12 protein-coding genes are annotated in these 15937 nt (G+C 55.7%); 2 read left to right on the top strand and 10 right to left on the bottom strand.

The window, feature by feature from the left end; all coding sequences use genetic code 11:
- Nucleotides 1-9: 9 nt before the first annotated feature.
- Together BLL42_RS02390 and BLL42_RS02385 are read left to right on the top strand one after the other, a co-directional pair.
- Nucleotides 10-1215: a restriction endonuclease subunit S gene (locus BLL42_RS02390; RefSeq protein ID WP_161492339.1), complete on the top strand. Its 1206-nt coding sequence runs from the start codon at nt 10-12 to the stop codon at nt 1213-1215.
- Nucleotides 1215-4412, top strand: coding sequence for a type I restriction endonuclease subunit R (locus tag BLL42_RS02385; protein WP_071550625.1), 3198 nt, complete (start codon nt 1215-1217; stop codon nt 4410-4412). Before BLL42_RS02390 ends, BLL42_RS02385 begins: the two co-directional genes overlap by 1 nt.
- Before the next feature lie 193 nt (nt 4413-4605).
- On the opposite strand, the gene BLL42_RS02380 is transcribed toward BLL42_RS02385, so the two are convergent.
- The 10 genes from BLL42_RS02380 to BLL42_RS02335 all read right to left on the bottom strand — a co-directional run bounded on the left by BLL42_RS02380 (nt 4606) and on the right by BLL42_RS02335 (nt 15852).
- A complete protein-coding gene (locus BLL42_RS02380; RefSeq protein WP_071550624.1) occupies nt 4606-4953 on the bottom strand; it encodes a hypothetical protein in 348 nt (115 codons plus the stop codon).
- Nucleotides 4954-5255: 302 nt separating this feature from the next.
- Nucleotides 5256-5657, bottom strand: a complete 402-nt coding sequence (locus BLL42_RS02375; RefSeq protein ID WP_071550623.1) for a GFA family protein — start codon at nt 5655-5657, stop codon at nt 5256-5258.
- A 124-nt stretch (nt 5658-5781) separates the two neighbouring features.
- A complete protein-coding gene (locus tag BLL42_RS02370; RefSeq protein WP_071550622.1) occupies nt 5782-5994 on the bottom strand; it encodes a hypothetical protein in 213 nt (70 codons plus the stop codon).
- 284 nt (nt 5995-6278) lie between these two features.
- Entirely contained in the window at nt 6279-6500 is a 222-nt protein-coding gene (locus tag BLL42_RS02365; protein WP_071550621.1) for a hypothetical protein, read from the bottom strand.
- Nucleotides 6501-6502: 2 nt separating this feature from the next.
- Nucleotides 6503-6757, bottom strand: a complete 255-nt coding sequence (locus BLL42_RS02360; RefSeq protein ID WP_071550620.1) for a hypothetical protein — start codon at nt 6755-6757, stop codon at nt 6503-6505.
- Between the two features lie 197 nt (nt 6758-6954).
- On the bottom strand, nt 6955-7314 hold the full coding sequence (locus BLL42_RS02355; protein WP_071550619.1) for a hypothetical protein: 360 nt from the start codon (nt 7312-7314) through the stop codon (nt 6955-6957).
- 496 nt (nt 7315-7810) lie between these two features.
- Entirely contained in the window at nt 7811-8200 is a 390-nt protein-coding gene (locus BLL42_RS02350; protein WP_071550618.1) for an immunity 22 family protein, read from the bottom strand.
- Between the two features lie 11 nt (nt 8201-8211).
- Nucleotides 8212-13083 carry an RHS repeat-associated core domain-containing protein gene (locus BLL42_RS02345; protein WP_167368524.1) on the bottom strand — a complete coding sequence of 1624 codons (4872 nt, stop codon included), beginning with the start codon at nt 13081-13083 and terminating at the stop codon, nt 8212-8214.
- On the bottom strand, nt 13080-13820 hold the full coding sequence (locus tag BLL42_RS02340; RefSeq protein WP_071550617.1) for a DUF4123 domain-containing protein: 741 nt from the start codon (nt 13818-13820) through the stop codon (nt 13080-13082). Before BLL42_RS02340 ends, BLL42_RS02345 begins: the two co-directional genes overlap by 4 nt.
- The gene (locus BLL42_RS02335) at nt 13810-15852 is read right to left on the bottom strand and encodes a type VI secretion system Vgr family protein (protein ID WP_071550616.1); all 2043 of its coding nucleotides are present in this window, start codon (nt 15850-15852) and stop codon (nt 13810-13812) included. Before BLL42_RS02335 ends, BLL42_RS02340 begins: the two co-directional genes overlap by 11 nt.
- Between the last annotated feature and the right edge of the window lie 85 nt (nt 15853-15937).

Genomic DNA, 15937 nt, shown 5'->3' with positions numbered 1-15937 from the left:
TTGATAAGAATGACCGATCTACGCCAAAACCTTGAAACTGATGGTATATGGATTGACGAGAAAGCCTATAGATATCTTGAAAAGTCTTCGCTTGTAGGTGGCGAGCTACTTATGGCCTCCGTAGGCTCAGTTGGCTTGATTTATCTGATGCCACACGTTGATTACAAGGCATCACTAGCTCCCAACATGTATTTACTGAAAACCAACAATAGCTTGCAATCTAAGTTCCTTTACTGGGTCCTTTTGAGCAAGGGTGGTCAGGGTCAAATCCTCCAAGTTGCGACAACAACAGCTCAGCCGAAACTCAATAAAGATAATGTGAGATCCATCGTTGTTGCTTTTCCAAACATTCGAGAACAAATCCAAATTGCCCGTTTCCTCGACCACGAAACCGCACGCATTGACGCCCTGATCGAGGAGCAACTGCGCCTGATTGAACTGCTCAAGGAAAAGCGGCAGGCCGTGATCTCCCTCGCCGTCACCAAAGGCCTCGACTCCACGGTGCCGATGAAGGACTCCGGGGTTGAGTGGCTGGGTGAGGTGCCGGTACATTGGTCCATATCACCCTTAAAGTTTCTCGTTGACGAAAAGGTGGCTGGTCCATATGGCGCTTCGTTGACAAAGGCCATGTACACGAATTCTGGCTATAGAGTTTATGGCCAACAGCAAGTCATATCAGATGATTTCTCAATAGGTGACTACTACATTTCAGAGGAAAAATTCAATGAAATGCAGCGTTATACGGTGTTCCCAGGAGATGTACTAGTCTCGGTCATGGGGACGATTGGTCGAGTGTCTGTTGTACCTGCTGAAGTTGAAGTTGGAATAATAAATCCCAGACTAGTTCGATATAAATTCTGTCAAAGCAAGATAACTCCTGAATTCGTAAAAATATTGCTAATGAGTTTGAGATATCAGAGTAGGCTGCGAGAAGAATCACAAGGCTCAACAATGGAAGGACTTAATATGGTCATCCTTGGTGATTTGCCTTTAGTGTTGCCTCCGCAAGGCGTGCAGCATACGGTAGTCAATTTTGTTAAAAACTACGACTGTGACTTCAACGCTTTAGTTGATCAGGCTACGTCGGCAGCAGAACTCCTCAAAGAACGCCGCTCCGCCCTTATTTTCGCGGCCGTCACCGGTAAGATCGACGTGCGCGGCTGGCAGCTACCGGCCAGCGCGCAAGCCCGCGAATTAACACAAGAGGCCGTGTAATGGCGGATAGCAAGGAAGCACAGTTCCAGCAGGATATTATTGCCGCGATGGCCGCCCAGGGCTGGTTGGTCGGCACGGCCAGCGGTTACGACCGGCGCACGGCGTTGTACACCGAAGATGTACGGGGATACTTCAAGGAGGCCTGGCCGGAGCGCTGGGACAAGTTCAGTAAGGCCAACCCCAATGCCCCGGAAGATGTGCTGGTGCAGAAGCTGGTGCGCGAGCTGGAGCAGAGCGGCACCCTGGATGTACTGCGCCACGGCTTCAAGCTGCCGGCGGTGAAGGTGGAGCTGTGCAGCTTCCAGCCCGACCATGGGATGAACCCGGATACCCTAAAGCGCTACCAGTGCAACCGCCTGCGCGTGGTGCCGGAAGTGTCCTACTCGCCGCATTTTCGTGAAAGCGATGCTGGAGGGCAGAGCTATAACCCGCGGCTGGATCTGGTGCTGTTCGTCAACGGCATCCCCACTGCCACGCTGGAGCTGAAAAGCGAGTTCAAGCAGTCGGTGGAAAACGCCAAGCGCCAGTACCGCTACGACCGCCCGATCAAAGATCCGCTGACGCGCAAGCCCGAGCCGCTGCTGACGTTCAAGCGCGGCGCCCTGGTGCATTTTGCCGTGAGTCAACACGAGGTGGCCATGACGACCAAGCTGGCGGGCAAGAATACCTTCTTCCTGCCGTTCAACCTCGGCAGCGAAGAAGGCGGTGCTGGCAACCCACAACCTATGGACGACAGCCATTACGCCACCAGTTACCTGTGGCAACGACTGTTCCAGCCCGATGCCTGGCTCAAGGTGTTGGGGCGTTTTCTGCATCTGGACAAGAAAACCAGCGAAGGCTTCGATGGCCAGTTTACCACCAAAGAGTCCATGATTTTCCCGCGCTATCACCAATGGGAAGTGGTCAACACGCTGATCAACACCACTCGCGCCGAAGGACCGGGTAAACGTTACTTGATCCAGCACAGCGCCGGTTCGGGTAAGTCCAACTCCATCGCCTGGACCGCTCACCAGCTTGCTTCGCTGTATGGGGAGGATGGCCAGCGGTTGTTCAACTCGGTGATAGTGGTCACCGACCGCACGGTGCTGGACAACCAGTTGCAGAGCACCATCTACCAGTTCGAGCACGCCCAGGGCGTGGTCAAGCCGATTACCCGTGATATTGGCAACCAGAGTAAATCCGAACAACTGGCCGAGGCGCTGGCCGAGCAGACGCGCATCATCATCGTCACCATCCAGACCTTTCCGGCGCTGTTCGATGCACTGGACAAGTACCCCAAGCTAGCCAGCGGGCGCTATGCAGTGATTGCCGACGAGGCGCATTCCTCACAAACAGGCTCCTCGGCCAGCAAACTCAAAAGCATCCTGGGCAGCGACGCGCCGGACGGGGACGAAGTCAGCGCAGAAGAGTTGCTGGACGCCGCCGTGCAGGCACGCCAGCCGAACGAGCGCATCAGCTACTACGCCTTTACCGCCACGCCCAAGGCCAAGACCCTGGAGCTGTTTGGGCGCCCGGCTGACCCGACGCTGCCGACCAGCTCCAGTAACAAGCCGGAAGCCTTCCACCTGTACTCCATGCGCCAGGCCATCGAGGAGGGTTTCATCCTCGATGTTCTACGCAACTACACCACTTATAGCACCGCTTGGAAGATCGCCCATCCGGAGGGCGCGGACGACGAGGTGGACTCGAAGAAAGCGCGCATGAAGCTGGCACGTTGGGTGCGGCTACACCCGTACAACATCAATCAGAAGGTCGAAGTGATCGTCGAGCACTTCCGCACCAACATCCGCCATCTGCTCAATGGCCAAGCTAAAGCTATGGTGGTGACCAGTAGCCGCCAGGAAGCGGTTCGTTACCAGTTGGCGGTCAAAGCTTATGTGCAACAGATGGGCTACACAGACGTGCATCCACTGGTGGCCTTCTCGGGCAGTGTATTGCCGGATGAGGTGATCCCCGAAGAGGTCACGGAAAACAGCAGCCTACTCAACACCGGCTTGAATGGCCGTGATCTGGCTAAGGCCTTCGACACCCAGGACTTCAACGTGATGATCGCGGCCAACAAGTACCAGACAGGCTTCGACCAACCCAAACTGTCCGCCATGTACGTAGACAAGAAGCTGCAGGGCGTGGATTGCGTGCAGACCCTGTCGAGGCTGAACCGCACCTTCGATGCCAAGGAAACTTTCATCCTCGACTTCTTTAACGAGCCCCAAGACATCCTCGACGCCTTTCTACCGTACTACACCAAAGCCGAGCTGACCGACGTGACCGATCCGCAGATCATCTATGACCTGCAGAAAAAGCTGGATGCTGAGGGGGTTTACCACTGGGCTGAGGTCGAGTCCTTCGCCATCGCCTTCTTCGACCCCAAGGCTGCAGCCAGCAAGCTGAGTTACTACTGCCAGCCGGGCAAGGAGCGCTTTGCCAAGCGTTATGACTTCTCCGTGGAGTCACGCCAGCAAGCGCTGGATTACAAACGCACGGCTGAGGCTAATGGCGATAGTGCTGGTCTGAAAAAGGCCGAGCATGCGCTGAAGGAAGCCGGCGAGCAGGTCGATCAGCTCGACCTGTTCAAGAAAAACCTGCAGAGCTTCGTGCGTCTATACGAGTTCCTATCGCAGATAGTGCCCTTTGAGGACCGCGAACTGGAGCAGTTGTGCGTGTATGCAAAACATCTGTACCCGTTGCTGCGGGTAGATCGCCTGATGGAAGAAGATGTAGACGTGAGCGAGCTGCAATTGACTCATTACCGCCTAAGCAAGCGTGCCGAACATAAGCTACGTCTGAGTGAAGAAAGTGGCGACTACGGGCTTGACCCGGCTACAGCCGTGGGCAGCGGAAAGGCGCATGACCCGGAGAAGAAGCGCCTGTCGGAAATCATCGAGGCGCTGAACGATATCTTCGGCGCCGAAACGAGCGACGATGACCAGCTGCACTTTCTCACCGGTATTGCTCAGCGCATAAGTCGCCAAGAGGATGTAATGGCCCAGGTGAACAACCACACGACCGAGCAGGTGATGCACGGCCTTTTCCCCAAGCGGGTACTAGACACTGTTCTGGACGCCATGACCGACCACGAGAAATTGTCGTTGGAAGTGCTGGATAACGAGACCAAGAGCCGTGCTTTTGCATTGGTGATTTTGAAGATGCTGAAATCGGTGGCAACTCTCGATGAATCCGGCTTGCGCGATACCTGAAACCGTATAAATCACATCAACGAAATACGCGCCGACATCTGCTTTTTGCCGATTTCTACCCGTCGTCACCGGCAGCAATGGGTCGTTCGCGGCCTGTCGCGACAGGCAGAGGATGGCCAGGAGCAGCCATCCTATGCGTGTAGGACATCAGGGACGATTCATCGCTGACGATGTGCCCTGGAGAGAGTGTCCATTACTCAATGGAGCTGCTCAGCGTCCCGATCCAAAAGTACAGGGCGTTCAGGAGGGCTGCGATCATCCCAAGCATCGCTGCTTTTGTGTTCAACACGGCGGCCGCGGTGGTGATCGCAATAGCTTTCGCCTGATCGAGGTTCTGGATCTGGGCCACGTCTTCTTGCCATGTAGCAGAGATGTGCCAAAGCATCGCCGACAGGATCGTAATGATGATGCTGGAGACCACCATGAGCTTCTTCAGGCCAGATATGACCCACGGGTTATCCGCGCAGTAGTTGCGCACGAAACAGATGATGGCGCCAGCAATGTTGGCAGTGGTGCGGAACAGCTTGTACAGCTTCTTCATTCAAGAGCCTTATCAGTGGGTGCGGCGACCGACTTTCAGTCACCTACTTCACTGTTCGGCACGTTCCTCGGATTTATTTACTGCTTTTCTCAAATTTTTTCAGAAAACGCTCCGAGATCGACATCAGCTATCGCAGATCAATGACGTAGCTCGTCCTGCTTGGCCATCGAGATAAGGTGAAAAATGGGACATATCGATATATCAAGCAGACTGGCCGATTCTGGCCGAAAGCACCCTGTCGCGACCGCCCGCTTTGGGTCGATTTCGGCCTGTCACGACTGACCGAAATCGACCCCAAACGGTCACTGGGACTGTGGCCAATGATCCTGAATTTCATACCATGTTGCCTTGGACACCACTTCTATATGTTTCTGCTTGTCGGAAGTGAACGTGGAGTCCAGAGTGCCCATCGCTATCGAGATCCACTCGGCGTACTCACCTTGGCTTCTTGACCAGAATAGCGACGAACCGCACTCGGCGCAGAACTGGCGAAGTACTGATTCAGAGGACTGGTACGACTTGATGCCATCGGCGCCTTGGACAAGATGCAGGTGGCTACGCAACACGCTGCCATAGCTGGCAAACGCCGCTCCATGGCTTTTGCGGCATTGGCTGCAATGGCAGTGAGAAAGGGCTTTTGGTCGTGACTGGATTTCGTATTTGACGGCACCGCAAAGGCAGCTGCCCTGAAAGATGTCGGTCATATTGGACGCCGTTTGATAATCAAGACGGCAATTTAACCGGCGAGCTGTTTCGGTGTCGACCGGTTGAATCCACAGCCGAAAGCGGCCGCTCAAATTGGGAGCGCGGAATCAGCGAAGGCTTGGATCAGAGGCCTTTATTCTTGAGCTTCGCCAAACCTTGTTTAATGTGACCCGCATTCTCTCCGATCGTAAACAACGCACCACGAATATTTTCGCCGACTTCGGTCAGCCGTTGCTCCTCGGATTGAAGCGTCAACTCCATGAGGGCCGTCTCTAAAGCGAGTTGGTTTTGATACATCCTCTCGAGCACGTCAGATAGCGAGTAGTCACCCGGCATTTGCTTCGACTCCTTCGACAAAATCCCAGCATAGATGGAAAAGGCTGGACAACGGCTGGAAACCGGACCTTGAACAATGATGGTAGTGGAGCGTTCCTACGAGCATGGACGAAGGTAATACATCGATGCAGGCCGTGCGCCAATGGCCCTGTCGACATTTTGCCGTTCGGCTCGCGAATTTGCCCTTTCCACGGGACTGGCCGGGATGAACCCAGGGAAGTGGCAAACACTCAAAGAGGCCATGTTAAATTTGCGCGCAGGAGGATTATTAATGACAGATCGACTTACCCATGCGCGTATAAAAGCTCGTGGATCAGGTCCAGCTCTAGTTGCGTAAATTGCACATTGTTGAATTTTCTAATGTGCTCAAGTACTCCTCTGATGGGCACTTGGCGCGAAGGATCCTCAACCATCTCGATCAGGCGGTCGTGCTCAGGATCTTTGCCTTTCAGGTATTTATGAATCAATTCTTTGAGCGATAAGCGGGCCTGCTGGTCGGTCAGCACTTTTATTTCTCCGGCAAAATATTGATTTCATCAACTTTAATGTAAGTGGGATCGCCCGATTTTGGAATAAGTTGACTTGAGCCACCGATACGGTATTCAGGGTACGCCTTGGTGAAAGGCTCAAAATTCGGGCCTGCGCCACCTAACTCGTGCGGTACAGTAACGTTCGGCGTTCTGTCCTTGTAGAGTTGTAGTGTGTCAAATTTCAATCGCAGACGGCCATCACTCCACACGAGAGCCGGATCGGCTGCGAACACTGAGGTGTTCACTTACGATGCGAATACATTAAGCACGTTTGTTGCCGAATTGGAGGCCAAGACTGAGACGAAGAAGAAATTTAAGTATTTCGAAGTGGTGTTGGTCAAACCAATCCAGTAGTTGTACCTGTAAGGACGTCTTATGATTGACGGATCGACAGCACAAAGCCGATTATGCTCTTAAGAAGCTAAAAGACTTACTCTCTTTTCGGTGACTTTTCTTCGTCAGCCAAAAATAAACTCTGCAAGTCACCAGTTAGTGACTGTTGATTTGTGCCGTAAGCAATTGAAAATTCATCATTTGCGCCATCAATTGTACTAACTCCATCGATAACTCCCAAGATATTCGATGTGGTGTCAACCATTGTCTGCCTAATTACCTCAAGGAAAACTTCCTGCTGTTCCTTATGCAACGATTTGAATAGAGCCAATGCACGCTTCCAGTACTCGTTGGTTGCGTTCTCAATGGGTGTGTTAAAAAATAGATCTTTATAAATGGAAATGTTGTCGTCTACGACAGTGGTTTTGAGTCCGGTCACAAAGTCTTTTGGATTCATTTGGTAGTTGCTCCCTTGGAAAAAGCTTCAGGATAAGAGTCTTTGTTTATTTTTATTAATTTCTTTAGCTGTGCGTTTGGTACATCTTTATAAACTCGACGAAGTTAAAAAATATCACGTGCAAGCACCTGTCGTGGGTTCGAAAGTCCCGCTGTTCTTCGGGAGACGATACCATTTGGCCCTTTGGTTGTATGGCCAACCTTAGGAACAAGAATTGACGGTGCCGTTGCTGGATCATAGCCGGAGATCATGTCTTTCATTAGCGCTTTCTGCCCGACGTGATGAGCATCAAGACCCGGTACAGCCATTATAAGGACCTACCGTATATTTACCTGGTACTTCTGGTTTCCCTTCATCTACTTTGGCCGCAGCAGTCGGATCCTCCGCTACGCTTATAGGCGTGTAGTTGGGGCCTCCAGGGTAGTTAGGGGCAGACCACGTTTGTGGATGAGGGCAACGATTGAAATAATGTGCGCTGCCCTCTTTTTAAACTAAATTATTCTCTGTATTCGAAGTTCCCCAAGAAAAAAAATTGCTTGTGTCTAATTGAGTTTGTTAAGGGGGCTCCAGAGAATTTATAGTCGTAAACCAAAGCTAATGTATCTATTTCATGTATGGGTGATGAGATGTTTTTTTGTTTGATGTCAGCAAAAATATCAACGTCATATGAGAAGCCATCAATTGCTTCAGATAATGACTTCGTCAGCTTGACTTTATCGGCTTCAATCGAGTCGTCATCAACAAACCCTAATGAAAAAGCGTTGGTGAATTCGGAGCCAAGAAAGTCTCCGTCTTCGGAATATGCAGGGTTCATTACCTCTCGAAGTGTGGACTCTTCCCAGTTTGTATTTGCAACCCAAATCGAGACGGACTTGATCAACCCCATTTCTAGCTCCTTCAATCTTTGAATCCTGAAGGTAGGGCGTCTGCTCCACCTTCAAGCCTCCGTCCAGCCCATTCATTCAGGCCTTTTCGGAATCCATCATAATTTTTCGATTTATCAATAACTTCAAGTATTTCGTTGTGTGCCTTTGTAGACCCCTTGCCACCATGACGGCCTGCCGGATTTACGAATTTCACATCAGCGATTGCTGATCGTAGCTCATAAATTTGTTCTGCACTGACACCCCAACGCTTGAACGTATCAGCTCGGGAAACCATGTGCCATTCGTGCATTCCGCCTGGATGCCGTAGTCGGGACTTTATGGAGTCCTGATAAGCCTTGTTTGACCAAACCGTGTCGAATTCGTCTGGGGATAATTGGTTAAACCATTTGCTGAATGCCCCATCCTTAACGCTAGGAACGCTACCTCCGGGAACGAGCTCCTCTAATGATTTTGCTTTCGGAGCACAATTAGGGCCGCCCGGGCAGACAACTGGTACTGTCTCCAACCCCAACGGATCCACCCACCCTGTCGGGTTAGGCACGTACCGGTAGTTGTTCAACCCACCCGCAAGCTTGATCGGGTCCGGGGTCAAAAACCGTCCAGTCCCCGGATTGTAGTAGCGATGCCGGTTGTAATGTAAGCCCGTCTCGGCGTCGAAGTACTGGCCCTGGAAGCGTAGCGGGTTGTCGATTTCGGCGATGTCGAGGGTGGCGAGGTTGCCATAGGCGCGATACTTGGCGGACCACATGATCTCGCCGCTGTAGTCGGTGAGTTCCTGCGGGGTGCCGAGGTGGTCGAGTTGGTAGTAGAACGGCTCGGCCTTGAGCGGGCCTTCGCCGTTGAGCATGGCCAAGGGGCGGAAGGTGCCGGGTTCGTAGATGTAGCTGCGATAGCGGTTGTCGGCGCTTTCGGCGATCAATCGTTCGCCTTGCCAGAGGAACTCGGTGGTGTGGCCATCGACGGTTTTTGCGATGCGGCGGCCGAAGGCGTCATATTTGTAAGCTGCATTGCTGCCGCCAGGCAGGCTGGCGCCGATCAGGCGGTGCTGGCAGTCGTAGCGGTACTCGGTGACCAGTTTTTGCCCGGTGCCGCGACGTTCGCGGGTCTGATTGCCGTAGGCGTCGTAGTCGTAATGGCGGTCGCCCTGCATCAGCAGGCGGTTGCCTTTGACGTTGGCCAGGTTGGCGGCGGGCTGATCGCCTTGGCCCAGCAAGTTACCGGCCGGGTCATGGGCGAAGCTTTCCGGGGTGCTGCCGCGCACGTTGATCAGCCTATCGAGCGGGTCGTAGTGGTAGCTGCGATTTCCCTTGCGGCTGTCATCGATGCCCGCAAGGTTGCCGTTGGCGTCGTAGGCGTAGCGGCGCTGGAACAGGTGGCGGTCCTGCTGGCTGACGCTGTGCGCCTGCAACCGGCCTTGTTCGTCGTACTGGTATTGGCTCAGCAGCAGGCCCTGCTGGCGTTGTTGTTCGCGGCCGGCGCTGAACTGGTGGGTGGTCAGGCGCGAGCCGTTGAGGTCGATGCTGCTCAGGCGGCCGCCAGCTTGGTGGCGGTAGTCGAGTGTGCTGCCGTCAGGCAGGCGGCAATGGCTCAACTGGCCGAGCGTGTCGTACTCATAACGCAGGGTGCCCCAGCCTTGATGCTCAGTGATCAGGCGGTCTTGCAGGTCGTATTCGTAGGCGAGCGGCCAGTGACCGTCGTCGACATTTACCAAACGACCGAGGGCATCGTAGCTGTAGTGAACTTCCTCGCCATCGGCCAGGGTTTTCACCAGCAAGCGGCCGGCGGCGTCGCGCTGGTACTCGGTGACCCGTTCGCTGCCGTCGTCACCGAATTCGGTTTTCTTCAGCAACTGGCCGTTGAGGTCGTATTCGTAAGCGGTACGACGCCCGTCGAAGCCGGTTTCCTGCTGGATCAGGCCATTGGCGTAGTAATCGAGGTGGTAGTGCTCGCCACGTTCGTTTTCGATCTCGCTGAGCAACAGCCGCGAGTTGTCGTAGCGATAACGCAGTTGGCTGCCGTCCGGGTTGATGCGGCGGCTGACGAGGTGCAGGTCATCGGCGTATTCGTAGCGGGTGACGCGGCCCAGCTCATCGCGTTCGGCGGTGACCCGACCATAAGAGTTGTAACTGAAGGCCCGGGTGGCGCCGCCGGGCAGGGTGATTTGCGCGAGGCGGTTGGCTTTGTCCCATTGGTAGTGGGTGATGGCGCCGCTTTCTTCCTGACGAGTGATCTGCCGACCGAGTGCGTCGTAGCGGTATTTGCGCTGGCCGCCGTCGGGCAGGCGCTCTTCGAGCAGTTGGCCGAGGTTGTTCCAGCCCAACTGATGACGGCTGCCATCCGGGTGGCGGATTTCCAGCAGGCGGCCCTTGCGGTCGTAGCTGTAGTGAGTAGAGTTGCCGTCTGGGTCGATTTGTTCGGTGATGTCGCCTTGGTCGTTGCGCCAGTATTTCCAGGTCGCCTGACCCCGATTCACCACACGCACAAAACCGTTGTAGTACTCGTAAGTAGTCGGTGCGTCTTCCGGCGGGATGACAGCCACCAGTCGGCCGGCTTCGTTGTACTGGTATTCGGTCACTGCGCCGAGTGGATCTTTCTCTGCAATCAAACGGCCTTTTTCGTCGTAGGCCTTGAGGTGTTCGGCGCCATCCGGGTCGACCTTGGCGACCAGTCGAGCCTGATCGTCGTGGGTATAGACCTCTTCGCTTCCGTCGGCATTGGTGACGGTGACACTGCCCTTGTCATCCCAGACGTAGTGCGCGTCCATCTGCGAGAAACTCGCCCAGTGATGGATGCAGCGTGCCGACTTGCCTTCCTTTTCCCATTCCCAGTAGAAGCTCGCGCCACCGGCCAGTTGCCGTTCGAGGATCACGTTCTGCTCGTTGTAGGCGTAGCGCTCGGCTTCGCCAGCGGCGTTCTTCGCCTCGATCAGACGCCACTGTGCGTCATAGCCATAGGTGACGACGGTCTGGACCGTGCTCCAGGCGTCTTCTAGGTTGTCGGCCGGGCTGAACTGTTGATAGTCGACAGCAACGATGTGCTTGCGGTCGTAACGCAAGAGCAGGGCGCGACCAGCGCCGTTATCGACCCGTTTGATGCGCCCGTGAATGTCGCGGGTGATGTGCAGACGGTTGTCGTAATCGTCGCTGATGGCAATCAGTGTCGCGCCCTTGCTGTTGTAGCGAAAGTGGTAGAACCGGGCGCGTTCACCGGCCTGGGTGAGGATCAGCTCGGAGGGATCGTCACCGAGGAAAATCGCCGCTTCCGATAGGCTGTTGGTAATGGCCGGGCGTTGCACGCTTGGTAGCGGGAACGTGGTGACGCGGTTTTCGTGGTCGGTCCAGACCACCTCGTCGCCTGTGATGTCGACGCGTTGCGCCAAGGCGTGACTCCAGCCGTAGCCGAGGCCGCAATCGATTTCCGCGGCGCTGGTGCGGTAAAGGCGAGTCCACTCGAAAGGCAGCAAACCGTTGAGCTGACCATCGGTCAGGGTCAGCAGTTCTTCACCGGTGACCATCGACACCGGGCAGTTGTTGGTGCAGGTATTCTTGGCGCAGGTGGCGCTTTTCTCGTCGGGGTTTTTCGACTGGGCGGGGGCGTCGTCGACCTTTTCCTTCTTCTCCAGGGTGGTTTTCTTTTCTGTTTTTTTCCGGGCAAAGGCGGAGGCGTTTTTCTCCAACTGCGTAGGGGTATCGGTGGTTTTCGGCACTGGGCCTTTAGCGGTTTTCGCAGTCGCTTCTTCGATCTTTAACGCAGCGGTTTTGGACGCGCTCATCGGTATGCTTTGCGCGCTTGCAACGAGAGGTTTCACCGTCTCGCCGTGCGCTTTGAGCGCATGGCCTTTGCTGACGCTCAGCAATTTTTCGGCGAGTTCCTCCAGCATTTTGACCGCTGTGCCGGATTTGACCTTGGCCAGGGTTTGTGTGCCGACGCGTACTGCCAGGCCAACACCACCGGAAAGGCAAATGCCCAGTACAACGTTGATCAAAAAGGAGCTGCTGATCGCGGTGATCACTTCGACACAGATTTGTGGCGATAGCATGCCGACCCAAGCGATGATCGCCGACACATAGATGAACATCAGGGGTTCATCGCTAAGAATCAGCAGGCCGGTGGCAATGGCTTCCTTGGAGGCGGCGTAGAGTTTGTCCAACTCCTCCTTAGTCAGGTACTGGGCGAGTTTTTTCGCGGACTTGATCGGGTCGGCGAGCAGTTCGAACAGGTTTTTGACGTCGTCCCAGAGACCCAGCAATGCTTTTTCCAGGCTGTCGAGCGCTGACTTTACAAGAATTGCAGATCTGCCCATGCGGTCAACTGCCGAATAGCTGGCCCATTGTGGCTGGAACTTGTCCGACCATTCACTTTTAAGCCAGCCATCGAGGTTGCCGATGACGCCCTGGTAGGAGGCATACAGCGCCTTGACGTTGCTTTCAGAGACGTTCGGGAAAAAAGTGATGCGGTACAGCTGACCCCGTTTGCAACCCTTGATGACTTCAATACCACTGGCGCCGATCGTTGCGGTGACCACGGGACCGACCACGTCGTACCCGATCATCGCTTTCTTGACCGGTTCGAGTTTGACCGGGGTGTTGCCAATGGGCACGAACCGCGCGGCCTCAAACATATGGATCAGTGTGAAATCACCCAGCAAAGGACAGGTGGCGAATGTTTCAACCGCTCCTGTCTTGGTTTTTCGCTCACTGACGCTGACTTCGTTGCCCACCTTGAACGTCTGGTTTACATCCAATGCCCAGCCGGTCCAGAAACTGTCGGCCCAGGCTTTGTAGTCGCTGAGGCAGTTATTGAAATCCTTGAGAATGACACTCACGTCAGGAGTCTTGGCGTCCAGAACCTGAAGGACCAATTTACCGATGGGATCAATCATGACGTGACTTCCTTTGTCAGCTGAGCCGCAAGACGCTCGGCCATATCTTCTGTATTGGGTTGTTGACGGACGAAGCGTTCGACCTTGTGGCGCAGGTTGTCCTCAGGGAGGGCGAAGTACAGTTCCGGGCAGTCCTCTCCCAGCCACTGCATCAGGTTGTCGACGACGGTGGTGTGGTCTTTTTCCGCCAGTGCATCGAGCAGCTTCTGCGGCACTTCCCACCACGGCCACGCCTTGGCCGGCGGCACGCCTCGTACACCGACTTCCAGGCTTTGGCCATTGATCAGGTAGCGCTCAAACACCGGCAGAATTTCACCCGCCCCAGCGCCGAGGCCTTCAAGGATCGGATAGATATGCCGCCCATCCCAAAACCGGAAAAATACTTCAGTCCCATCCGGCATGCGCACCTGGGTCAGGCTGCGCAAGTGTTCGAACACCACGTCCGGTGCACTGCTGGAAACCGCCAGCCAGCCCCAGTCTTCGGCGTCGGTTTCGGCAATCCATTCAAGGAACGCCGAGCCGGGTTTCAGCTCGGCGAGGTACGGCATTACCGGCTGCCAGTCGGCGTAGGGTGTGCCGCCCCAGATCGGGATCAGTTCGGTGGTCGCTTCTTGCTGGTAAAAGTCGTTGAGCGGAGCCGCATCGCTGGCGTTGCTGATGATCAGGTACAAGCGCTCGCCGGTTTGCAGCGGGCGGTTGGCGAGCCAGTTGCGGGGAGTCAGGCGATCAGATGGCACAGGCACCTGCCTTGCACTTTTCGCACTCTTCACAGAACGGCGCGTTGCGCTTGAGGGTGTTGATTTGCGCCGGGGTCAGCACTGCGCCGGCCTTGTCGGCGTCGGCCTGCTTGAGTGCGCCGGGCATCAGTGGTGCCGCGCCGGTTCCGCTGCCGGGGCTGCCACCGCTGTTCATGTTGATGGCCGGGCCGCTGAGGGTCACGCCGCTGGCGTCGATCTTGATGAAGCTGCCGCCGCCCTTGAGGGTCAGTTCGCTGCCGGCTTCGAGCACGACTTTCAGGCCGCTGCTGAGGTGGATTTCCTGACCGGCTTCGATGAACTGGCCGGTGCCGATTTTGATGTGCTGGTTTACGCCGACGGTCAGGTGATCGTTGGCGCGGGTTTCGACTTTGCGGTCGGCGTAGACGGTGTGGTGCTCTTCGGCCTTGAACTCGCTGTAGCTGTTGGCCTCGACGGTGTCGTGGCGCTCGTTGCCGACGCGGATCTTCTGGTCGTGTTCGATGTTTTCATCCCAGTCGCGCTGGGCGTGCAGGAAGATCTGTTCCTGACCTTTCTTGTCTTCGATGCGCAGCTCGTTGTAGCCACCGCCACCGGGTGAGCTGAGGGTTTTGAAGGTGCTGCGGGTCTTGTTGGCCGGCAGGTCGTAGGGGACGACGTTTTCCTTGTGGTACAGGCAGCCGCTGATCAGCGGCTGGTCGGGGTCGCCTTCGAGGAAGGTGACGAGCACTTCCATGCCGATCCGCGGGATGGCGATGCCGCCGTAGTGCGCGCCGGCCCAGGCGGACGAGACGCGTAACCAGCAGCTGGTCTTGTCGTCGGCCTGACCTTCGCGGTCCCAGTGGAATTGCACCTTCACTCGACCGTACTGGTCGCAGTGGATCTCTTCACCTTTGGGGCCGGTGACCACCGCGCTCTGGCTGCCGAGGATGCGCGGCTTTGGGTGTACCAGCGGCGGCCGGTTTGGCACGTCCCACGGCGTGGCCTGAAAGCGGTTGCGGTAACCCTGGTGGAAGTCGTCCTTAAGGTCGGTGGTGTCGCTGGTCACCGACTCTTCGAGCACTTGCGGCTGTTTGCCTTCGTGGAGAATTTCGGTGAGCAGCCAGAGGTCGTTCCACTTGGCTTTGGGGTGCTGACTCAAGGCGAGGAAATGCCCGCTGACCAGCAGCGGCTGATCGCTTTTGCCTTCGGCCAGTTGGTAGTCGCTGCGGTGGCGTTCAAGGCTTCGCTTGGCCAGGTGCTTGCCGCGTTCGCGGTCGATGAAACGGCCTGGGTAGTCGTAGTCTTCGAGGTCCGGTTTGGTGTCCCCACGGGACTCGCTTTCGAGGGTGATGCGCGGTTTTTCGAAGTCGTAGTCGCGACGGGTGGTGCGGCTGGTGCGGGTTTCCAGGCGCAGGTCGAAGCGCTTGATCACCGGGTCGTTGGCGACCATGCCGGAGTCTTGCTGGTAGGCCACGGGCGCGAGTTTCGGGAACACCGTCTGGTCATCGCCGAACACCAGCTTGTGCGCGGTGGCGCTGTGCTGGAAGTGGTAGTGGATACCTTCTTCCTCGCACAGGCGCTGGATGAAATGCAGGTCCGATTCATCGTACTGAACGCAATACACGCGCTCGGGATAAATCGCCCCGACGTTGAATTCATAGGCATTGCTTTGGATGCCGTGCTCTTCGAGGACCTGGCCGATGATTTTCGGCACGCTGAGGTTCTGGAAAATGCGCTGGTTGATGCGGTGCGCCAGGTAAGACAGCTGCGGACGCAGGGTCACCGAATAGCGAGTCAGGCGTTTACCGGCATCGCCTTGGGCCACGCGATAGATCTGCCCGTGAATGCCGGTGCCGTTTTGCGCGAGCTGTAAAAACGCCGGTTTGTGCAACAGGCTTTCGAGGTCCAGGGACGGTTGTTCACTGACCAGTTCGACGTCGAACTGAAAGGGCTGACTGATGGCTTCTCGACCGGTGAGGGCGAGTACCTGAAGATCGTTCGCAAGACCTTCTACGGTCAGGCTGAAGTGAGTCTGGTTGGCCGGCGCGAACATCCGTTGTTCCTCGTGCAGTGCAGCAGCATCCGTCGAGGCCCACGTGGGCGCTCAACGAATGCAAGAATTCTTGGGTGGCGCAAAC

Origin of the sequence: Pseudomonas frederiksbergensis (assembly GCF_001874645.1) — a bacterium.
GTDB lineage: Bacteria > Pseudomonadota > Gammaproteobacteria > Pseudomonadales > Pseudomonadaceae > Aquipseudomonas > Aquipseudomonas frederiksbergensis_B.
Note: the sequence above shows the minus strand (reverse complement) of the source record. Positions and strands in the feature narration are given on the sequence as shown.